This window comes from Streptococcus equinus ATCC 9812 (genome assembly GCF_000187265.1).
GTDB lineage: Bacteria > Bacillota > Bacilli > Lactobacillales > Streptococcaceae > Streptococcus > Streptococcus equinus.
Map to the genome: position 1 here is coordinate 1 of NZ_GL698430.1, position 16,843 is coordinate 16,843.

30 protein-coding genes are annotated in these 16,843 nt (G+C 39.1%); all 30 read right to left on the reverse strand.

The window, feature by feature from the left end:
• Positions 1-818: 818 nt before the first annotated feature.
• The 30 genes from rplQ to HMPREF0819_RS06760 all read right to left on the reverse strand — a co-directional run bounded on the left by rplQ (position 819) and on the right by HMPREF0819_RS06760 (position 16,807).
• Positions 819-1,205: a 50S ribosomal protein L17 gene (gene rplQ, locus HMPREF0819_RS06615; RefSeq protein ID WP_003067190.1), complete on the reverse strand. Its 387-nt coding sequence runs from the start codon at positions 1,203-1,205 to the stop codon at positions 819-821.
• A 14-nt stretch (positions 1,206-1,219) separates the two neighbouring features.
• A complete protein-coding gene (locus HMPREF0819_RS06620) occupies positions 1,220-2,158 on the reverse strand; it encodes a DNA-directed RNA polymerase subunit alpha (protein WP_003067193.1) in 939 nt (312 codons plus the stop codon).
• Positions 2,159-2,206: 48 nt separating this feature from the next.
• Positions 2,207-2,590 (reverse strand): 30S ribosomal protein S11, encoded by a 384-nt coding sequence (rpsK, locus tag HMPREF0819_RS06625; RefSeq protein WP_003062885.1) that lies wholly within the window; start codon positions 2,588-2,590, stop codon positions 2,207-2,209.
• Positions 2,591-2,607: 17 nt separating this feature from the next.
• A complete protein-coding gene (rpsM, locus tag HMPREF0819_RS06630) occupies positions 2,608-2,973 on the reverse strand; it encodes a 30S ribosomal protein S13 (protein ID WP_003067196.1) in 366 nt (121 codons plus the stop codon).
• Positions 2,974-2,990: 17 nt separating this feature from the next.
• Positions 2,991-3,107, reverse strand: coding sequence for a 50S ribosomal protein L36 (gene rpmJ, locus HMPREF0819_RS06635; RefSeq protein WP_002959355.1), 117 nt, complete (start codon positions 3,105-3,107; stop codon positions 2,991-2,993).
• Between the two features lie 25 nt (positions 3,108-3,132).
• Positions 3,133-3,351, reverse strand: a complete 219-nt coding sequence (gene infA / locus HMPREF0819_RS06640) for a translation initiation factor IF-1 (RefSeq protein ID WP_001040189.1) — start codon at positions 3,349-3,351, stop codon at positions 3,133-3,135.
• A gap of 117 nt (positions 3,352-3,468) precedes the next feature.
• On the reverse strand, positions 3,469-4,125 hold the full coding sequence (locus HMPREF0819_RS06645) for an adenylate kinase (protein ID WP_003067199.1): 657 nt from the start codon (positions 4,123-4,125) through the stop codon (positions 3,469-3,471).
• A gap of 96 nt (positions 4,126-4,221) precedes the next feature.
• Positions 4,222-5,526, reverse strand: coding sequence for a preprotein translocase subunit SecY (gene secY, locus HMPREF0819_RS06650; RefSeq protein WP_003067201.1), 1,305 nt, complete (start codon positions 5,524-5,526; stop codon positions 4,222-4,224).
• Between the two features lie 16 nt (positions 5,527-5,542).
• Complete coding sequence (gene rplO / locus HMPREF0819_RS06655) at positions 5,543-5,983, reverse strand: 50S ribosomal protein L15 (protein WP_003067203.1); 441 nt, start codon at positions 5,981-5,983, stop codon at positions 5,543-5,545.
• A gap of 140 nt (positions 5,984-6,123) precedes the next feature.
• Positions 6,124-6,306, reverse strand: a complete 183-nt coding sequence (rpmD, locus tag HMPREF0819_RS06660) for a 50S ribosomal protein L30 (protein ID WP_003067205.1) — start codon at positions 6,304-6,306, stop codon at positions 6,124-6,126.
• A 14-nt stretch (positions 6,307-6,320) separates the two neighbouring features.
• The gene (rpsE, locus tag HMPREF0819_RS06665; RefSeq protein WP_003067208.1) at positions 6,321-6,815 is read right to left on the reverse strand and encodes a 30S ribosomal protein S5; all 495 of its coding nucleotides are present in this window, start codon (positions 6,813-6,815) and stop codon (positions 6,321-6,323) included.
• Between the two features lie 18 nt (positions 6,816-6,833).
• Positions 6,834-7,190 (reverse strand): 50S ribosomal protein L18, encoded by a 357-nt coding sequence (rplR, locus tag HMPREF0819_RS06670; RefSeq protein WP_003001342.1) that lies wholly within the window; start codon positions 7,188-7,190, stop codon positions 6,834-6,836.
• Between the two features lie 106 nt (positions 7,191-7,296).
• Positions 7,297-7,833 (reverse strand): 50S ribosomal protein L6, encoded by a 537-nt coding sequence (gene rplF / locus HMPREF0819_RS06675; protein WP_009853214.1) that lies wholly within the window; start codon positions 7,831-7,833, stop codon positions 7,297-7,299.
• Between the two features lie 142 nt (positions 7,834-7,975).
• Entirely contained in the window at positions 7,976-8,374 is a 399-nt protein-coding gene (gene rpsH, locus HMPREF0819_RS06680) for a 30S ribosomal protein S8 (protein WP_003067213.1), read from the reverse strand.
• A gap of 163 nt (positions 8,375-8,537) precedes the next feature.
• Positions 8,538-8,723: a type Z 30S ribosomal protein S14 gene (locus HMPREF0819_RS06685; protein WP_003062863.1), complete on the reverse strand. Its 186-nt coding sequence runs from the start codon at positions 8,721-8,723 to the stop codon at positions 8,538-8,540.
• A gap of 17 nt (positions 8,724-8,740) precedes the next feature.
• Positions 8,741-9,283: a 50S ribosomal protein L5 gene (rplE, locus tag HMPREF0819_RS06690; RefSeq protein WP_003067215.1), complete on the reverse strand. Its 543-nt coding sequence runs from the start codon at positions 9,281-9,283 to the stop codon at positions 8,741-8,743.
• Between the two features lie 26 nt (positions 9,284-9,309).
• Positions 9,310-9,615, reverse strand: a complete 306-nt coding sequence (gene rplX / locus HMPREF0819_RS06695) for a 50S ribosomal protein L24 (protein ID WP_003067218.1) — start codon at positions 9,613-9,615, stop codon at positions 9,310-9,312.
• 76 nt (positions 9,616-9,691) lie between these two features.
• Positions 9,692-10,060 (reverse strand): 50S ribosomal protein L14, encoded by a 369-nt coding sequence (rplN, locus tag HMPREF0819_RS06700; protein WP_003062856.1) that lies wholly within the window; start codon positions 10,058-10,060, stop codon positions 9,692-9,694.
• Positions 10,061-10,084: 24 nt separating this feature from the next.
• Positions 10,085-10,345, reverse strand: coding sequence for a 30S ribosomal protein S17 (gene rpsQ / locus HMPREF0819_RS06705; RefSeq protein WP_002944482.1), 261 nt, complete (start codon positions 10,343-10,345; stop codon positions 10,085-10,087).
• A 27-nt stretch (positions 10,346-10,372) separates the two neighbouring features.
• The gene (gene rpmC / locus HMPREF0819_RS06710; protein ID WP_003062854.1) at positions 10,373-10,579 is read right to left on the reverse strand and encodes a 50S ribosomal protein L29; all 207 of its coding nucleotides are present in this window, start codon (positions 10,577-10,579) and stop codon (positions 10,373-10,375) included.
• 9 nt (positions 10,580-10,588) lie between these two features.
• Complete coding sequence (gene rplP, locus HMPREF0819_RS06715; RefSeq protein ID WP_003029477.1) at positions 10,589-11,002, reverse strand: 50S ribosomal protein L16; 414 nt, start codon at positions 11,000-11,002, stop codon at positions 10,589-10,591.
• A gap of 3 nt (positions 11,003-11,005) precedes the next feature.
• Positions 11,006-11,659 carry a 30S ribosomal protein S3 gene (gene rpsC, locus HMPREF0819_RS06720; RefSeq protein WP_003067220.1) on the reverse strand — a complete coding sequence of 218 codons (654 nt, stop codon included), beginning with the start codon at positions 11,657-11,659 and terminating at the stop codon, positions 11,006-11,008.
• A gap of 12 nt (positions 11,660-11,671) precedes the next feature.
• A complete protein-coding gene (gene rplV, locus HMPREF0819_RS06725; protein WP_003062848.1) occupies positions 11,672-12,016 on the reverse strand; it encodes a 50S ribosomal protein L22 in 345 nt (114 codons plus the stop codon).
• 15 nt (positions 12,017-12,031) lie between these two features.
• Positions 12,032-12,310: a 30S ribosomal protein S19 gene (rpsS, locus tag HMPREF0819_RS06730; protein WP_000533765.1), complete on the reverse strand. Its 279-nt coding sequence runs from the start codon at positions 12,308-12,310 to the stop codon at positions 12,032-12,034.
• Between the two features lie 97 nt (positions 12,311-12,407).
• Positions 12,408-13,241 (reverse strand): 50S ribosomal protein L2, encoded by an 834-nt coding sequence (rplB, locus tag HMPREF0819_RS06735; RefSeq protein WP_003067222.1) that lies wholly within the window; start codon positions 13,239-13,241, stop codon positions 12,408-12,410.
• Between the two features lie 17 nt (positions 13,242-13,258).
• Positions 13,259-13,555: a 50S ribosomal protein L23 gene (locus HMPREF0819_RS06740; RefSeq protein WP_003062842.1), complete on the reverse strand. Its 297-nt coding sequence runs from the start codon at positions 13,553-13,555 to the stop codon at positions 13,259-13,261.
• Complete coding sequence (gene rplD / locus HMPREF0819_RS06745; protein ID WP_003067225.1) at positions 13,555-14,178, reverse strand: 50S ribosomal protein L4; 624 nt, start codon at positions 14,176-14,178, stop codon at positions 13,555-13,557. The genes HMPREF0819_RS06740 and rplD overlap by 1 nt, the downstream gene beginning before the upstream one ends.
• Before the next feature lie 23 nt (positions 14,179-14,201).
• Positions 14,202-14,828 (reverse strand): 50S ribosomal protein L3, encoded by a 627-nt coding sequence (gene rplC, locus HMPREF0819_RS06750; protein ID WP_003067226.1) that lies wholly within the window; start codon positions 14,826-14,828, stop codon positions 14,202-14,204.
• Between the two features lie 109 nt (positions 14,829-14,937).
• Positions 14,938-15,246, reverse strand: a complete 309-nt coding sequence (gene rpsJ / locus HMPREF0819_RS06755; RefSeq protein WP_003067229.1) for a 30S ribosomal protein S10 — start codon at positions 15,244-15,246, stop codon at positions 14,938-14,940.
• Between the two features lie 280 nt (positions 15,247-15,526).
• Positions 15,527-16,807: an MATE family efflux transporter gene (locus HMPREF0819_RS06760; RefSeq protein ID WP_003067233.1), complete on the reverse strand. Its 1,281-nt coding sequence runs from the start codon at positions 16,805-16,807 to the stop codon at positions 15,527-15,529.
• Between the last annotated feature and the right edge of the window lie 36 nt (positions 16,808-16,843).

Genomic DNA, 16,843 nt, shown 5'->3' on the forward strand with positions numbered 1-16,843 from the left:
CAAATCTTTGTAATTTTTTAGTAAAGGAAGTTATAAATACTGTAAAATAGAGATATTTACACACCTTAGAGAAGGTTTTGAAACAAAATTGCCTTATGTATTTCTTAAAAAAAATAATGATTTTATATTTTTAAGGCTGTCTAATTCTTGATAAACTACACAATTAGTATTATTTTTGGTAGAAAAATATTAATTTAGACTAGCATTGACTCCCCCAAAAACGAGCCGCTTCTGTATATAGGCATTTTTGGGGTAATCCGCTACCTGTTAGCTTCTGTGCAGCAATATATCATAATTGTCCTTAGGAAGCAAAATAGAGCCTTCTGGGCCTCTTATTTGATTCCTTAAAGTGGATTTAGCACCTTTCTCTTAAAAATCTGCTAAAAAGCGATAAAAAAAGAGTATCACAGCTGCTCTCAATATATATTTGAATTGAGAATAAGAATCCAATATGGTTAATTTTTACAACAAAATAATATAAGCACGCTATAACTTTTATCACTACTACATAAATCAAGCTGTAAAATATCCAATACTGAAATTGTAAAGAAATAGGTAACCTAATATCTCAATTTCAGAGATGAATAATCAAAAGTTATAGGAGGTTCCCCGGGAAAAATCATTTTTGCCATAAAATGCAATAGAAAAACGCCTGCTTACGAAGTGTTTCTAATCTAGAGACATTTCGTAAACAAGCGTTACTTATCTATCACCAATATGATGAGTGTTCCCGCTAGGAAAAAATCCTAGCGGTAGACCAGAGCTAGACTAAGAACCAAAGGTTCCATCATCATAACACTCAACAAAATTGATAAAAATTAAACTAATTCAATGATTGCCATTGGAGCAGCATCACCACGGCGAGGTTCAGTTTTAAGAATACGAGTGTATCCACCGTTGCGTTCTGCATAGCGAGGTGCGATTTCATCGAAAAGTTTTTGAAGAGCTGTTTGTGAAGAGTATTTTTCAGTAGCTTCATCAAAGTTTTCAGATGCAATTTCATTACGTACGAAAGCAGCAGCTTGACGACGTGCATGAAGGTCACCACGTTTACCTAAAGTAATCATTTTTTCAACTGTTTTACGGATTTCTTTAGCACGAGCTTCAGTTGTTACAATAGATTCGTTAATCAATAAATCTGTTGTCAAATCACGAAGCATTGCTTTACGTTGTGAGCTAGTGCGTCCTAATTTACGGTAAGCCATTTTTTCCTCCTATATTATTTATCGTTTTTGAGTCCGAGTCCAAGATCAGCAAGTTTAACTTTGACTTCTTCAAGGCTCTTACGACCAAGGTTACGGACTTTCATCATTTCAGGCTCAGTTTTTTCTGTCAAATCGAATACAGTGTTAATGCCTGCACGTTTAAGACAGTTATATGAGCGGACTGACAAATCAAGTTCTTCGATAGTACGGTCAAGCACTTTTTCATCGTTAACTTTTTCTGCTTCTTTCATTACATCAGTGTTTTTAGCAACTTCTGTAAGGTCAGTAAATAGATTCAAGTGTTCGATCAAAACGCGTGCAGATAGACCTAAAGCATCTTCAGGAATGATTGTGCCATTTGTCATGATTTCGATTGTCAATTTATCAAAGCCGTCATTGCTACCTACACGAGCAGGTTCAACTTGATAATTAACTTTCTTCACTGGTGTGTAGATAGAATCTACAGCCAATGTTCCCACTGGAGCATCTTCTTTTTTATTGCCTTCTGCTGGAACGTAACCACGTTTTTTAGCAACAGTCATTGTAGCTTTCAAACTGTGTCCTTCAGCAATAGTAAAGAGATAGTGGTCAGTGTTGACAATTTCAACATCGCTATCTGTCAAAATATCTCCTGCAGTTACTTCTGCTGGACCTTCAACATCAAGTTCGATAATTTTTTCATCATCAACATAAGATTTTACTGCAAGTCCTTTAATGTTAAGGATGATTTGCATAACATCTTCGCGTACACCTGGAATAGTGTCAAATTCGTGGAGTACTCCATCAATTTTAATTGATGTTACTGCCGCACCTGGGAGTGAAGACAAGAGTACACGACGAAGAGAATTACCTAGAGTTGTACCATAACCACGTTCAAGTGGTTCGATAACAAATCTGCCGTAATCTTTATTTTCATCAATTTTTGTTATTATTGGTTTTTCAAACTCAATCATTTATTATACTCCCTCGAAACGAATCTTGTGTACTATTAACAATTATGATTACACACGACGACGTTTTGGAGGACGAGCACCATTGTGTGGCACAGGAGTAACGTCACGGATTGAAGTCACTTCAAGACCAGCAGCAGCAAGAGCACGAATAGCAGACTCACGACCTGAACCAGGACCTTTTACAGTAACTTCAACAGTTTTAAGACCATGTTCTTGTGCAGATTTAGCAGCAGCTTCAGCAGCCATTTGTGCAGCGAATGGAGTAGATTTACGAGAACCTTTGAATCCAAGAGCACCAGCTGATGACCAAGCAATTGCATTACCGTGCACATCTGTAATCATAACAATAGTGTTATTGAATGTAGCGTGAATATGAGCAACACCAGATTCGATGTTCTTTTTCACACGACGTTTACGTGTTGGTTTAGCCAATTTTTTTACCTCCTATTTTATTTTTTCTTACCAGCAATCGCAACAGCTTTACCTTTACGAGTGCGAGCGTTATTTTTAGTGTTTTGACCACGGACAGGAAGTCCTCGACGGTGACGGATACCACGGTATGAACCAATTTCCATCAAACGTTTGATGTTCATGTTCACTTCACGACGAAGGTCACCTTCAACTTTGATTGCATCAACTTCACGACGGATAGCATCTTCTTGATCTGATGTCAAATCTTTAACACGGATGTCTTCAGAAACACCAGCAGCTGCTAAGATTTTCTTAGAAGTTGCAAGACCGATACCATATACATAAGTAAGTGAAATTACTACACGTTTTTCATTTGGAATATCAACTCCAGCAATACGAGCCATTTTTTCTCCTTTCTATATTATCCTTGACGTTGTTTGTGTTTTGGATTTGATGGACAAATTACCATAACACGACCGTTACGACGAATAACTTTACAGTATTCGCAAATTGGTTTGACTGATGGTCTTACCTTCATTTTTTAATCCCTCCAATTATTTCGATTATTTAAAGCGGTATGTGATACGTCCACGTGTTAAATCGTAAGGACTCATTTCAACAGTAACACGGTCACCTACCAAAATACGAATGTAGTTTTTACGGATTTTTCCTGATACAGTTGCCAAGATTTGGTGTCCATTTTCTAATTCAACAGTAAACATAGCGTTAGGCATCGTCTCAACAACTTTACCTTCAATTTCAATCACATCTTCTTTTGCCACGCAAAAGTACCCCCTAAATTTCGATTTGATGTCCTCTGAGTGCAGAGGTAACAATTATAAGCCAGACTAGCCTATTATATCACGACTCTTCTACTTGTGCAAGTAGAAACTCTTAAATTATTTTAATGATGAGATTGCTTTTGCAATGTCAGCAAATACATCATCAATGTCTTGGTTACCTTGAACATCAAAAACAATACCAGCTTTACGATAGTGTTCGATGATTGGTGCACCTTGAGCAATGTTAACATCTAGACGACGTTTTACAGTTTCAGGTTTGTCATCTTCACGTTGATAGAATTCGTGTCCTTCACATGCATCACAAGTTCCTTCAACTTTTGTTGGATTAAATACTTTGTGATAAGTTGCTCCACAAGAACGGCAGATGAAACGACCTGATAAACGTTCAATCAAGCTTTCTGGATTAACGTCGATGTTGATAACACCGTCTAATTTAAGATCCAAGTTTTTAAGTGCTTCGTCCAAAGCGTGTGCTTGTTCAATAGTACGTGGGTAACCATCAAGCAAGAAACCTTTTTCAGTGATATCAGCTTGTGCCAAACGTTCTTTAACGATACCGTTAGTTACTTCATCTGGTACAAGTTCACCTTTATCGATGAATGATTTAGCAAGAACACCCATTTCAGTTTTGTTTGCCATTGCAGCACGGAACATGTCTCCAGTTGAAATGTGAGCTACGCCAAATTTTTCAACGATTTTCGCAGCTTGAGTTCCTTTACCAGCACCTGGTAAACCCATGATTAAAAGATTCATGATACTCTCCTTATTTTATTTTTAAATAAATTTAACACCGAGGTGCTAAACTTATTCAAAAACAAAATAGAAAGGTTGACTAGGTCAACCTATATTCTATTCTGCTGTATTCATGAAACCAACATACTGTCTCTTCAAGAGATAACCTTCAAGTTGTTTCATTCCTTCAATGCCTGTTGAAATCAAGATTAGAAGACTTGTTCCTCCAAGAGCAATACTACTAGATAGATTCATTGCTTGTTGAGCAATAATTGGTGTTAATGAAATAAACGCCAAGAAAATTGATCCGACAGTAGCTAATTTCTTCAATAATGAAGACAAATATTCTTCTGTTTCGCGTCCAGGTCGAACACTAGGAATATATGACGCACCCTTTTGCAAGTTTTCTGCAGTTTTTTCAGGATTAACTTGTACAAAAGTATAGAAGAATGAGAATAAAATAATTAGTACTGCGTAAATTACCATTCCAATCGGTGTTTGGTAATTCAAGAATGATTCTAGAGTTGTAAGCCAAGGAATATCATGTCCATTTGAAATCAACGGAATAATCGTACTTGGAATCGTTGTAATCGAACTGGCAAAGATAACGGGAATGACGCCAGCCGGATTAATTTTTAAAGGAAGATAAGAACTTGTTGGTGCTCCTTGAACAAGTTTTGTATATTGGATTGGAATTTTATATTCTGCTTGTTGGACAAAGGTTGTAAAGAAAACAATTGCCAATACAGCGACGATTAACAAAGCTACAAAGATGTATGAAGATACTAAGTCACTTGAACGAACATTTACAAAGAAATCTTCATAGATTGTTGAAATCGCATTTGGAATTGATGAAATGATACCAGCAAAGATAATCATTGAGACACCATTCCCGAAACCTTTATCGGTGATTTGTTCCCCAAGCCAAGTCACAATCATACTACCTGTTGTGAGCAAAGCTCCAATCAGGATATATGTTTTAACATTTGGTGTTGAAACAAGTGAAATGCTTGATAAAGTATTAAAGCCTGCTGTAATCCCAATTGATTGGATAAATGCAAGAACTAGTGAAATATAGCGAGTCGCTTGGTTTAATTTACGACGACCAACCTCACCTTGTTTGCTCCATTCAACAAACTTAGGTAAAATATCCATCTGCAATAGTTGAACAATGATAGATGCTGTGATGTACGGGCTAACACCCATTGAGAATACAGAGAAGTTACTCATAGCATTACCAGAAACAAGATTCAACATATTAAGAAAGGGAAGTTCACCTAGTTGGTCAAGACTTTTGGCATTAATACCAGGTACGGTAATATGCGTACCAACTCGGAAAACAAAGATGATAAAAAGCGTAAAGAAAATTTTATTTCTAACATTTTTTACCTTTAGTGCATCTTTAAGTAATTTAAAGAACATACCGAGTCCTCCTCAATTAGATGACTTCGATTGAACCACCTTTTGCAGTGATAGCTGCTTCAGCAGATTTTGAGAATTTAGCTGCTTTAACAGTCAATTTTTTAGTCAATTCGCCGTTACCAAGAACTTTAACGCCTGATTTTTCAGCACGGATGATTCCAGCTTCTTTAAGAACAACTGGAGTTACTTCTGTACCATCTTCGAAAACGTTAAGTTGATCAAGGTTTACAAGAGCGTATTCTTTAGCGTTGATGTTCAAGAAACCACGTTTTGGCATACGACGGAACAATGGAGTTTGTCCACCTTCAAAACCAAGACGTACTTTACCACCGCTACGAGCTTTTTGACCTTTTTGACCGCGTCCTGCAGTTTTACCGTTACCAGATGAAGTACCACGACCTACACGATTACGGACTTTACGAGAACCTTCAGCAGGTTTAAGTTCATGAAGTTTCATTATTAATTTCTCCTTATTTGTAAAATGCTAGCGCCTCTATGAGGGGAAAGGACTCCCCATAAAAACTCGCCTATACTATATCTAGTTTAAGTCGCAAGAGTTTCCCCCGCGACTTAAACCTAAAATTTATTTAATGTTAATTATTTAACATCTTCAACAGTTACCAAGTGTGAAACTGAAGCAACCATTCCACGGATAGCTGGAGTGTCTTCTTTGACAACTGAGCTATGTAATTTACCAAGTCCAAGAGCAGCAACTGTTTTACGTTGTGCAGGAATGCGTCCGATTGGAGACTTAGTCAAAGTGATTTTAATTTGAGCCATTATTATCCCCTTTCTTAAGCTAAGTCAGAAACTGAAATACCGCGAAGAGCAGCAACTTCTTCTGCACGTTTAAGTTGTTTCAAACCTTCAACAGTTGCGCGAACAATGTTGATTGGAGTGTTTGAGCCAAGTGATTTAGATGTAACATCTGCAACACCAGCCAATTCGATGACGGCACGAACAGCACCACCAGCGGCAACCCCAGCACCTTCTACAGCAGGTTTCAACAATACTTTAGCTCCACCAAATTCTGAACGAACTTCGTGAGGAATTGTTGTACCAACCATAGGTACTTCGATCAAGTTTTTCTTAGCGTCTTCAACAGCTTTACGAATAGCTTCTGGTACTTCTTGAGCTTTACCAGTACCGAAACCTACACGACCATTACGGTCACCAACAACTACAAGAGCAGCAAAGCGAAGACGACGTCCACCTTTAACAACTTTTGTAACACGGTTGATCGCAACAACGCGTTCTTCAAGTTCAACTGCATTATCTTTAAATGCCATTATTTAGTGTCCTCCCTATTAGAATTTCAATCCGTTTTCACGAGCTGAGTCAGCCAAAGCTTTAACACGTCCGTGATAGAGATATCCACCGCGGTCAAACACCACTTCAGAAATACCTTTAGCTACTGCGCGTTCAGCAACAAGTTTACCGACAACAACGGCTTGTTCTGTTTTAGTTCCTTTAGAAACTTCTTTATCAAGAGTTGATGCACTTGCGAGCGTTACACCCGCTACGTCATCAATAACTTGAGCGTAGATGCCTGTATTAGAACGGAAAACGTTCAAACGTGGGCGATCAGCAGTTCCAGAGAGTTTACCGCGAACGCGACGGTGGCGTTTTTGGCGGATTTTGTTTTTATCTGGTTTCGAAATCACAATTTTCACCTCTTAATTAATTGATTAATGTCGAAACGACATTGTTGTATAAATATTAGCGTATGAGTTCTGCGAGAATAACTCTCGCAAAATCTCCCATAAGCTATTATTTACCTGTTTTACCTTCTTTACGACGTACGTACTCACCAACGTAACGGATACCTTTACCTTTGTAAGGTTCTGGAGCACGAAGGCTACGGATGTAAGCTGCTGTTTGACCAACAACTTCTTTGTTGATACCGTTAACGACGATAGTAGTTGCAGATGGAACTTCAAATGAAACACCTTCTGGAGCTTCTACTTCGTCTTGGTGAGATTTACCTACAGAAAGTACAAGTTTTGAACCTTGAAGTTGAGCACGGTAACCAACCCCGCGCATTTCAAGTTCTTTTTTGAAACCTTCAGAAACACCAACAACCATGTTGTTCAAGTTAGCACGAGCTGTACCATGGATTGTTTTCATTTCTTTTGAGTCGTTTGGACGGTGAAGCGAAACTTCAGTGCCTTCAACTTTGATTTCAATATTTTTGTTAAACTCACGAGTGAGTTCGCCTTTAGGTCCTTTGACAGTTACTACGTTATCATTGTTAGTAACTTCTACACCAGCAGGCAAGTTGATAACTTTATTACCAATACGTGACATAGTTTTATTTTCTCCTGTTAGATTGTCAAGCCGCATACGCGACGAGTTTTCACGGGGCGACTATTATACAGAATACCTGTATCTATAGTCCATTATTTTTAGTAAGAAACTTTTTCAATAAAAATTGAAAGGAAACTTTATCTTACCAAACGTAAGCAATAACTTCTCCACCAACGTTCTTTTGGCGAGCTTCTTTGTCAGTCAAAAGACCTTCTGATGTAGAGATGATTGCAATTCCAAGTCCGTTAAGAACTTTAGGAACATCTTCACGTTTTGCGTAAACACGAAGACCTGGTTTAGAGATACGTTTCAAGTTAGTGACAACACGTTCACCGTTTTGTCCGTATTTAAGGAATACACGGATGATACCTTGTTTGTCATCTTCGATAACTTCAACGTTTTTTACGAAACCTTCGCGTTTAAGAATTTCTGCAATTCCTTTTTTGATATTTGATGCAGGTACTTCAAGCACTTCGTGTTTTGCTTGGTTAGCGTTACGAATGCGTGTCAAAAAGTCTGCAATTGGGTCAGTCATAACCATTTATATATTCTCCTCTTACTAGTAGTTTGAATAGTTCACTTGCTAGTTAATGTGCCTTACGGCTTGTTTTCAAGAATAACTCTTGAACCCATCATGAACTTCGCCAAACAGAGGATAATTTCTTCTATATGGCTTGTTCAGTCAGGAATATTATATCATCGACTTACCAAGAAGCTTTGGTAACGCCTGGGATTTGTCCTTTGTAAGCTAACTCACGGAAGCAAACACGGCAAAGTTTGAATTTGCGGTAAACTGAGTGTGGACGGCCACAACGTTCGCAACGAGTGTAAGCTTGCGTAGAGAATTTCGCAGGGCGATGATTCTTAGCAATCATAGATTTTTTAGCCAATTGATTTACCTCCTAAATTATTTTGCAAAAGGCATTCCAAGGCCTTTAAGCAATTCACGACCTTCTTCGTCAGTGTTAGCAGTAGTTACGATAACGATATCAAGACCACGTACTTTATCAACATCATCAAAGTTGATTTCTGGGAAGATCAATTGTTCTTTCACACCAAGTGTGTAGTTACCACGTCCGTCAAATGATTTTGTTGGAACACCGTGGAAGTCACGTACACGTGGAAGTGAAACAGTTACCAATTTATCTAAGAATTCGTACATACGTTCACCACGAAGGGTAACTTTTGCACCGATCGCTACACCTTCACGAAGACGGAAGCCAGCGATTGATTTCTTAGCTTTAGTAATCAATGGTTTTTGACCTGAAATAAGTGCCAATTCAGCAGCAGCTTTTTCAAGGTTTTTAGCGTTATTTACAGCATCACCAACACCCATGTTAAGAACGATTTTCTCAACTTTTGGGACAGCCATAACTGAAGTGTAGTTGAATTTTTCAGTCAAAGCAGGAACTACTTCGTTAGTGTATTTTTCTTTTAAGCGATTTGCCATTATATACTTTCTCCTTTCCTTCGTGATTAATCAAGCACTTCGCCTGATTTTTTGTTGTAACGAACTTTTTTGCCGTCTACAACTTTGTAACCAACACGTCCTGCAACACCATTTTTGTCAAGAACTTGAACGTTAGACACATGGATTGGTGCTTCTTTTTCCACGATAGCACCTTGAGGGTTTACGTTGTTTGGTTTTTGATGTTTTTTAACAATAGCAACACCTTCAACAACAACTTTGTTGACTTTAGGAAGGGCTTTAAGAACTACAGCTTCAACGCCTTTGTCCTTACCAGCAATAACGCGAACTTTATCGCCTTTTTTTACAAACATTTGGTTTTTCTCCTATTATTTCTTACGCCCTAATGGGCACCCTGCAAAAGCAGGGGACTTAGTTTGTGTTTATGAATTAAAGTACTTCTGGTGCAAGTGATACGATCTTCATGAAGCCACCTTCACGCAATTCACGTGCAACAGGGCCGAAGATACGAGTTCCGCGAGGAGTTTTGTCATCACGGATAATTACTGCAGCGTTGTCGTCAAATTTGATGTATGAACCGTCTGGACGGCGTGCACCTGATTTAGTACGAACAACTACAGCTTTTACGACATCACCTTTTTTAACAGCTCCACCAGGAGTAGCTTGTTTTACAGAAGCAACGATTACGTCACCGATGTTAGCGAATTTACGTCCTGAACCACCAAGAACTTTGATAGTCAAGATCTCACGAGCACCGCTATTATCAGCAACTTTCAAGCGAGTTTCTTGTTGAATCATTTCAAATTTCTCCTTTTAGTTTGATTAGATAATAACAGCTTCTTCCACAACTTCTACAAGACGGAAGTGTTTTGTAGCTGAAAGTGGACGAGTTTCCATGATACGAACGATATCGCCTTCTTTAGCAACGTTGTTTTCATCATGTGCTTTGTATTTTTTAGAATAGTTGATACGTTTACCATAGACTGGGTGGTTACGTTTAGTTTCAACTACAACAGTGATTGTTTTATCCATTTTGTCAGATACTACGCGTCCAACAAGGGTTTTACGTTGATTACGTTCCATTATTAGAATTTCTCCTTTCCCAATCTATTATTTCTTTTCAGATTGCACTGTTTTAACACGTGCAATTTGTTTTTTAACTTCGTTCAAACGAGCAGTTTGATCAAGTTGACCTGCTGCAGCTTGGAAACGAAGATCAAAAAGTTCTTTCTTAAGTTCGTTTTCTTTCTTAGCAAGTTCTTCTTGAGAAAGACCACGAAGCTCTTTAACAAAATCTTTAATTTCTTGAAGTTTCATGATTTCTCCTTATTCTGCTTCACGTTTCACGAATTTAGTCTTAACTGGCAATTTGTGGCTAGCAAGACGAAGTGCTTCACGTGCAACTTCTTCAGGTACACCAGCGATTTCGAACATAACTTTACCACGTTTAACTGGTGCTACCCAACCTTCAGGTGCCCCTTTACCAGAACCCATACGTACACCGATAGCTTTAGCAGTGTATGATTTGTGTGGGAAGATTTTAATCCAAACTTTACCACCACGTTTCATGTAACGAGTCATTGCGATACGGGCAGCTTCGATTTGACGGTTTGTGATCCAGTGGCTAGTCGTAGCTTGAAGTCCGTATTCACCGAATGCGACTTCTTTACCACCTTTAGCTTCACCGCGCATTTTTCCACGGAATTCGCGACGGTGTTTAACACGTTTAGGTACTAACATTTGTTATTTGCCTCCTTTAGTGTTTTTACGAGCTGGAAGAACTTCACCACGGTAGATCCAAACTTTAACACCAAGTTTACCGTAAGTAGTGTCAGCTTCTTCCCAAGCGTAGTCGATATCTGCACGAAGTGTGTGAAGTGGAACAGTTCCTTCTGAGTAACCTTCAGCACGAGCGATATCAGCACCGTTCAAACGACCAGATACTTGAGTTTTGATACCTTTAGCACCTGCACGCATTGCACGTTGGATAGCTTGTTTTTGAGCACGACGGAAAGCAACACGTTGTTCAAGTTGACGTGCAATGTTTTCACCAACAAGGTGTGCGTCCAAATCAGGTTGTTTGATTTCAACGATGTTGATGTGAACTTGTTTTCCAGTCAATTTGTTAAGTTTAACGCGAAGAGCGTCAACGTTAGCTCCACCTTTACCGATAACCATACCTGGTTTAGCAGTGTGAAGTGAAACAATTACTTTATTTACAGCACGTTCAATTTCAATACGTGAAACTGAAGCGTCTGCCAATTCTGTTTGGATGAATTTGCGGATTGCAAGATCTTCATGAAGGTAATCCGCGTATTCTTTTTCAGCATACCATTTCGCATCCCAATCACGGATGATTCCGACACGCATACCAATTGGATGTACTTTTTGACCCACGATTTTACCTCCTTATTTTTCTGACACAACTACTGTTACGTGAGTTGTGCGTTTGTTGATTGGTGAAGCTGAACCTTTAGCACGTGGACGGAAACGTTTCATTGTTGGTCCTTCGTTTGCGAAAGTTTCAGATACTACCAAGTTAGCTTTTTCCAAACCAAAGTTGTTTTCTGCGTTAGCGATAGCAGAGTTAAGAACTTTTTCAACTACACGAGCTGCTTTGTTTGGAGTGAATTTCAAGATTGCGATTGCGTCAGCAACGTTCTTACCACGGATAAGATCAAGTACAAGACGTGTTTTACGAGGTGAAACACGGACTGTACGAGCCATTGCTTTAGCTGAAGTAATTTCTGCCATTGTGTCCTCCTCCTATTAACGACGTGTTTTCTTATCGTCAGCTGCGTGACCTTTGTAAGTACGAGTTGGTGCGAATTCACCAAGTTTGTGACCTACCATGTCTTCTTGGATGTAAACTGGTACGTGTTTACGTCCATCATAAACTGCGATTGTATAACCGATGAAACTTGGGAAAATCGTTGAACGACGTGACCAAGTTTTAATTACTTTTTTCTTTTCGTCATTTGCTTGAGCTTCAACTTTTTTCATCAAATGCTCATCGACGAAAGGTCCTTTTTTAAGACTACGTCCCATTTTGTAGTTTTCTCCTTTAAAATATAGTACCACAGCGGCCTGTGTGCAAAATGCACACTACCGAGCTGGCGGATGATTATTTAACTAAGCGACTGAATTATTTATCGTTACGACGACGAACGATAAGTTTGTCAGATTTAGCTTTTTTGTTACGAGTTTTAAGACCAAGCGCAGGTTTACCCCAAGGAGTAGATGGCGCTTTACGTCCAACTGGTGCTTTACCTTCACCACCACCGTGTGGGTGATCATTAGGGTTCATTACAGAACCACGAACTGTAGGACGGACACCCATCCAACGGCTGCGACCAGCTTTACCAAGGTTAACAAGAACTTGTTGTTCGTTACCAACTGTACCGATTGTAGCACGGCAAGTTCCAAGAATCATACGAACTTCGCCTGATTGAAGACGAACAAGAACATATTTACCTTCTTGACCAAGTACTTGTGCAGATGCACCAGCGGCACGAATCAATTCAGCACCTTTACCTGGTTGAAGTTCGATGTTGTGAATAACTGTACCAACAGGGATGTTAGCAAGTGGAAGTGCGTTACCAACTTTGATATCTGCATCTGGACCTGAAACGATACGTTGACCAACTTCAAGACCTTTAGGTGCAAGGATGTAAGCTTTCACACCATCAGTGTAGTGTACAAGAGCGATGTTAGCTGTACGGTTTGGATCGTACTCGATAGTTTTAACAACTGCTTCAACACCATCTTTGTTACGTTTGAAGTCAATCAAACGGTAGTGACGTTTGTGTCCGCCACCTTGGTGACGTACAGTGATGCGACCGTTGTTGTTACGACCAGCTTTGTTTTTAAGTGAAACAAGCAATGATTTCTCAGGAGTGCTTGTAGTGATTTCAGCAAAATCCAAAGAAGTCATATTACGACGACCATTTGTCGTTGGTTTATAAGCTTTAATACCCACGTTATTTCCTCCTTAGATTATTCAGCTTCAGCTGCAAACAACTCGATTGCTTTAGAATCAGCTGTAAGAGTGATGATAGCTTTTTTAGTTTTTGAAGTGAAACCAGTGTAACGACCAACACGTTTAGCTTTTGGTTTAACAGTTACAGTATTCACGTTTGCAACTTTAACTCCATCAAAAGCAGCTTCAACAGCTTGTTTGATCAAAAGTTTGTGCGCACGAGAGTCAACTTCAAATGTATATTTACCTGCTTCGAGGTCGTACATTGATTTTTCAGTGATAACTGGTTTTTTGATTACGTCGTACAAATTCATTATGCAAGAACCTCCTCGATTGTAGAGATTGCTTCTTTAGTAACAAGAAGTTTGTCGCTGTTTACGATATCAAGAACACTTGCAGTTGTTGCAGTTGCAACTTTAACGTTAGGAAGGTTACGTGCAGAAAGAGCTGCAAATTCATTACCTTCTTCAAGGATTACAAGTACTTTTGAGTCAACGTTAAGAGCTGAAAGTACGTTTGCGAATTCAGCAGTTTTTGGAGCTGCAAATGAAAGGCTTTCTACAGCTACAAATTTTTCTTCAGCAACTTTAGCTGAGTAAACTGATTTCAATGCAAGGCGACGAACTTTTTGTGGAAGTTTGTATCCGTATGAACGTGGAGTTGGTCCGAAGACTACACCACCACCACGCCATTGTGGTGAGCGGATAGAACCTTGACGAGCGCGTCCAGTTCCTTTTTGACGCCATGGTTTACGACCACCACCAGATACTGCAGAGCGGTTTTTAACTGCGTGAGTACCTTGGCGAAGGCTAGCGCGTTGGCTGATAACAACATCAAACACTACTGATTCGTTTGGTTCGATACCGAAGATAGCATCGTTCAATTCAACTGAGCTAACTTCTTTACCAGTTTGGTCAAATAGTTTTACGTTTGCCATTTTAACTGTTTTCTCCTTTCTTATTATTTAGCAGCCTTAACTGCTGATTTGATAGTGATAAGAGATTTCTTAGCACCTGGTACGTTACCTTTGATAAGGATAACGTTTTTCTCTGGGATAACTTGGACAACTTCAAGGTTTTGGATTGTCACACGGTTACCACCCATACGTCCTGCCAAGTGTTTGTTTTTGAAAACACGGTTAGGCGCAACAGGTCCCATAGAACCTGGACGACGGTGATAACGAGAACCGTGAGCCATTGGTCCACGAGCTTGACCATGGCGTTTGATAACACCTTGGAAACCTTTACCTTTAGATGTACCAGTTACATCAACAACATCTCCAGCTTCGAATGTATCAACTGTGATTTCTTGACCAACTTCTAAGCCTTCAATGTTTTTGAATTCACGAATGAAGCGCTTAGGAGCTGTGTTAGCTTTCGCTACATGGCCTTTGGCAGGTTTGTTGCTCAATACTTCACGTTTGTCGTCAAAACCAACTTGAACAGCTTCATAACCGTCTGTTTCAACAGTTTTCACTTGAAGCACAACGTTTGGAGTTGCTTCGATGACAGTAACAGGGATGAATTCACCAGATTCAGTGAAGATTTGAGTCATTCCCACTTTTTTCCCTAAGATTCCTTTTGTCATGAGAAAATATTTCCTTTACTTTATTTATTTAAAAAGTTTTTAATGAGCGTTTTTTATGCTCAAAAAAGTTTTTAATGAGCGTTTTTTGTGCTCAAGAATCAAATCCTTATTAAAGTTTGATTTCTACGTTAACACCACTTGGAAGATCCAATTTCATCAAAGCATCAACAGTTTTTTGTGTTGGGTTGACGATATCGATCAAGCGTTTGTGAGTACGCATTTCAAATTGTTCGCGAGAATCTTTGTATTTGTGAGTCGCACGAATAATTGTGTACAAGCTACGTTCAGTTGGAAGTGGAACTGGTCCAGCTACTGAAGCACCTGTACGTGTTGCAGTTTCAACAATTTTTTCTGCCGCTGTATCAAGTGTACGATGTTCGTATGCTTTCAAACGGATACGGATTTTTTTGTTTGCCATCTTTTTCTCCTTTTCGTCTATTTAAGATAATAGGCTAGCTCCTCAAGAAAACCAACACGCCTTTTGCGTGGCAATGCAACCGAGCGTGTCGCAACCTCTTGTATCATAGCTAAAGTCACTGTATCAACAGCACTTGTCTATAATATCAGATTTAACAGTGCATTGCAAGGATTTTACTCCCTTTTTTTCGATTTTTTTGAAGAAACTGTTTTCAGTTTTCTTACACAAAAAAGACCAGATAAATATCTGGTCATAATTTACGCTATTTAATAGTAGAGTTTTAGATTTTTTTCATGTATTTTCTGTAAAGAATGTATAAGAATATCCAACGAAAAACATTATCTGCCACCGTAGCAAGCCAAACTCCTGTTAGCCCAAAATGCAAAACAATTCCTAGAACATATCCAGTTACAATTCGAATCACCCACATACCGACGGTTGTTGCATAAAAAGGTAACTTTGCATTTCCTAATCCTTGCCAAGTTGCTGTAAATATGAGAGTTCCAGCAGTTGCTGGTCCGCCAATAAATGAGTAAAACAAAACCACAAGGCTCGCTTCTAATGCAGCTTCATTTGTCGTAAAGAGATGCGTTAGCTGATTACCTGAAAAATATACCATCGCTCCTACAGCAAACATAAGCACAGCTGATACAAGATAAGAAGTTCGTACCAACTGACGGATTTCTTGTTTATTTTTTTGCCCAAGACTATGAGCAACCAAAATAACTGTCGCTGTGGCCACACCCATTCCTGGCATATAGTTAAACTGAGTCAAGGTTTCACCAATAGCATTTCCCGCTACAACCTCCGTACCAAATTTAACAATAATGGCTACAATAACAACATCACCAGCTCGCATCATTAAACGTTCACCTGCCGCTGGCAAGGCTATGCTTACCAAATCCCGATCAAGTGTCCACCTAATATTTTTAACAATCTTTTTAATTGGCAATTGACTAGCTAGCATTACGACTCCAAGAAGGCGAGAAATTACCGTTGAGCATGCTACCCCAACAATTCCCCAATGAAAAATAAATATCGCTACAGCCGATAAGACTGCATTTAAAACATTGGTCAGCAGACTCACATACATAGGTAATTGTGGTTTTCCAAGCGCTCGCAAAAAAGCGCTCAGAGTTGTCATAAGTCCTAGACTAACAATCAAACCACCTACAATAGCAAGATACAAACCTCCTGTCTGTGTAACAGCCGCTTCAGTCCCCAACCAAGCTAAAATGTACTTACCAAATACTATTGAAATCAAGCCAAGAAGGACACTCAAGCCTAAAGTAATAAGTAAGGACTCCGACTGATAATGCAGTGACTTTTGAGGATTCTTTTCACCAATACTTTTAGACACCAAACTAGACACCGCTGCACCAAGAGCAATAAAAATCGCTTGATAAATTGTAATAATGTTATTGGCCACAGATACCCCTGAAACAGCAATTAAGCCGACTTGCGCAACAAGGTAATTATCGACAACACCCATGAGCATCTGCAGCAAATTTTCCATCATCGCTGGAAAAGCCAGACGCATAATTTTCTTTGTTTGTTTCATATCTCTATCGTAACAAAAAGAAAAGCCGAGAACCAG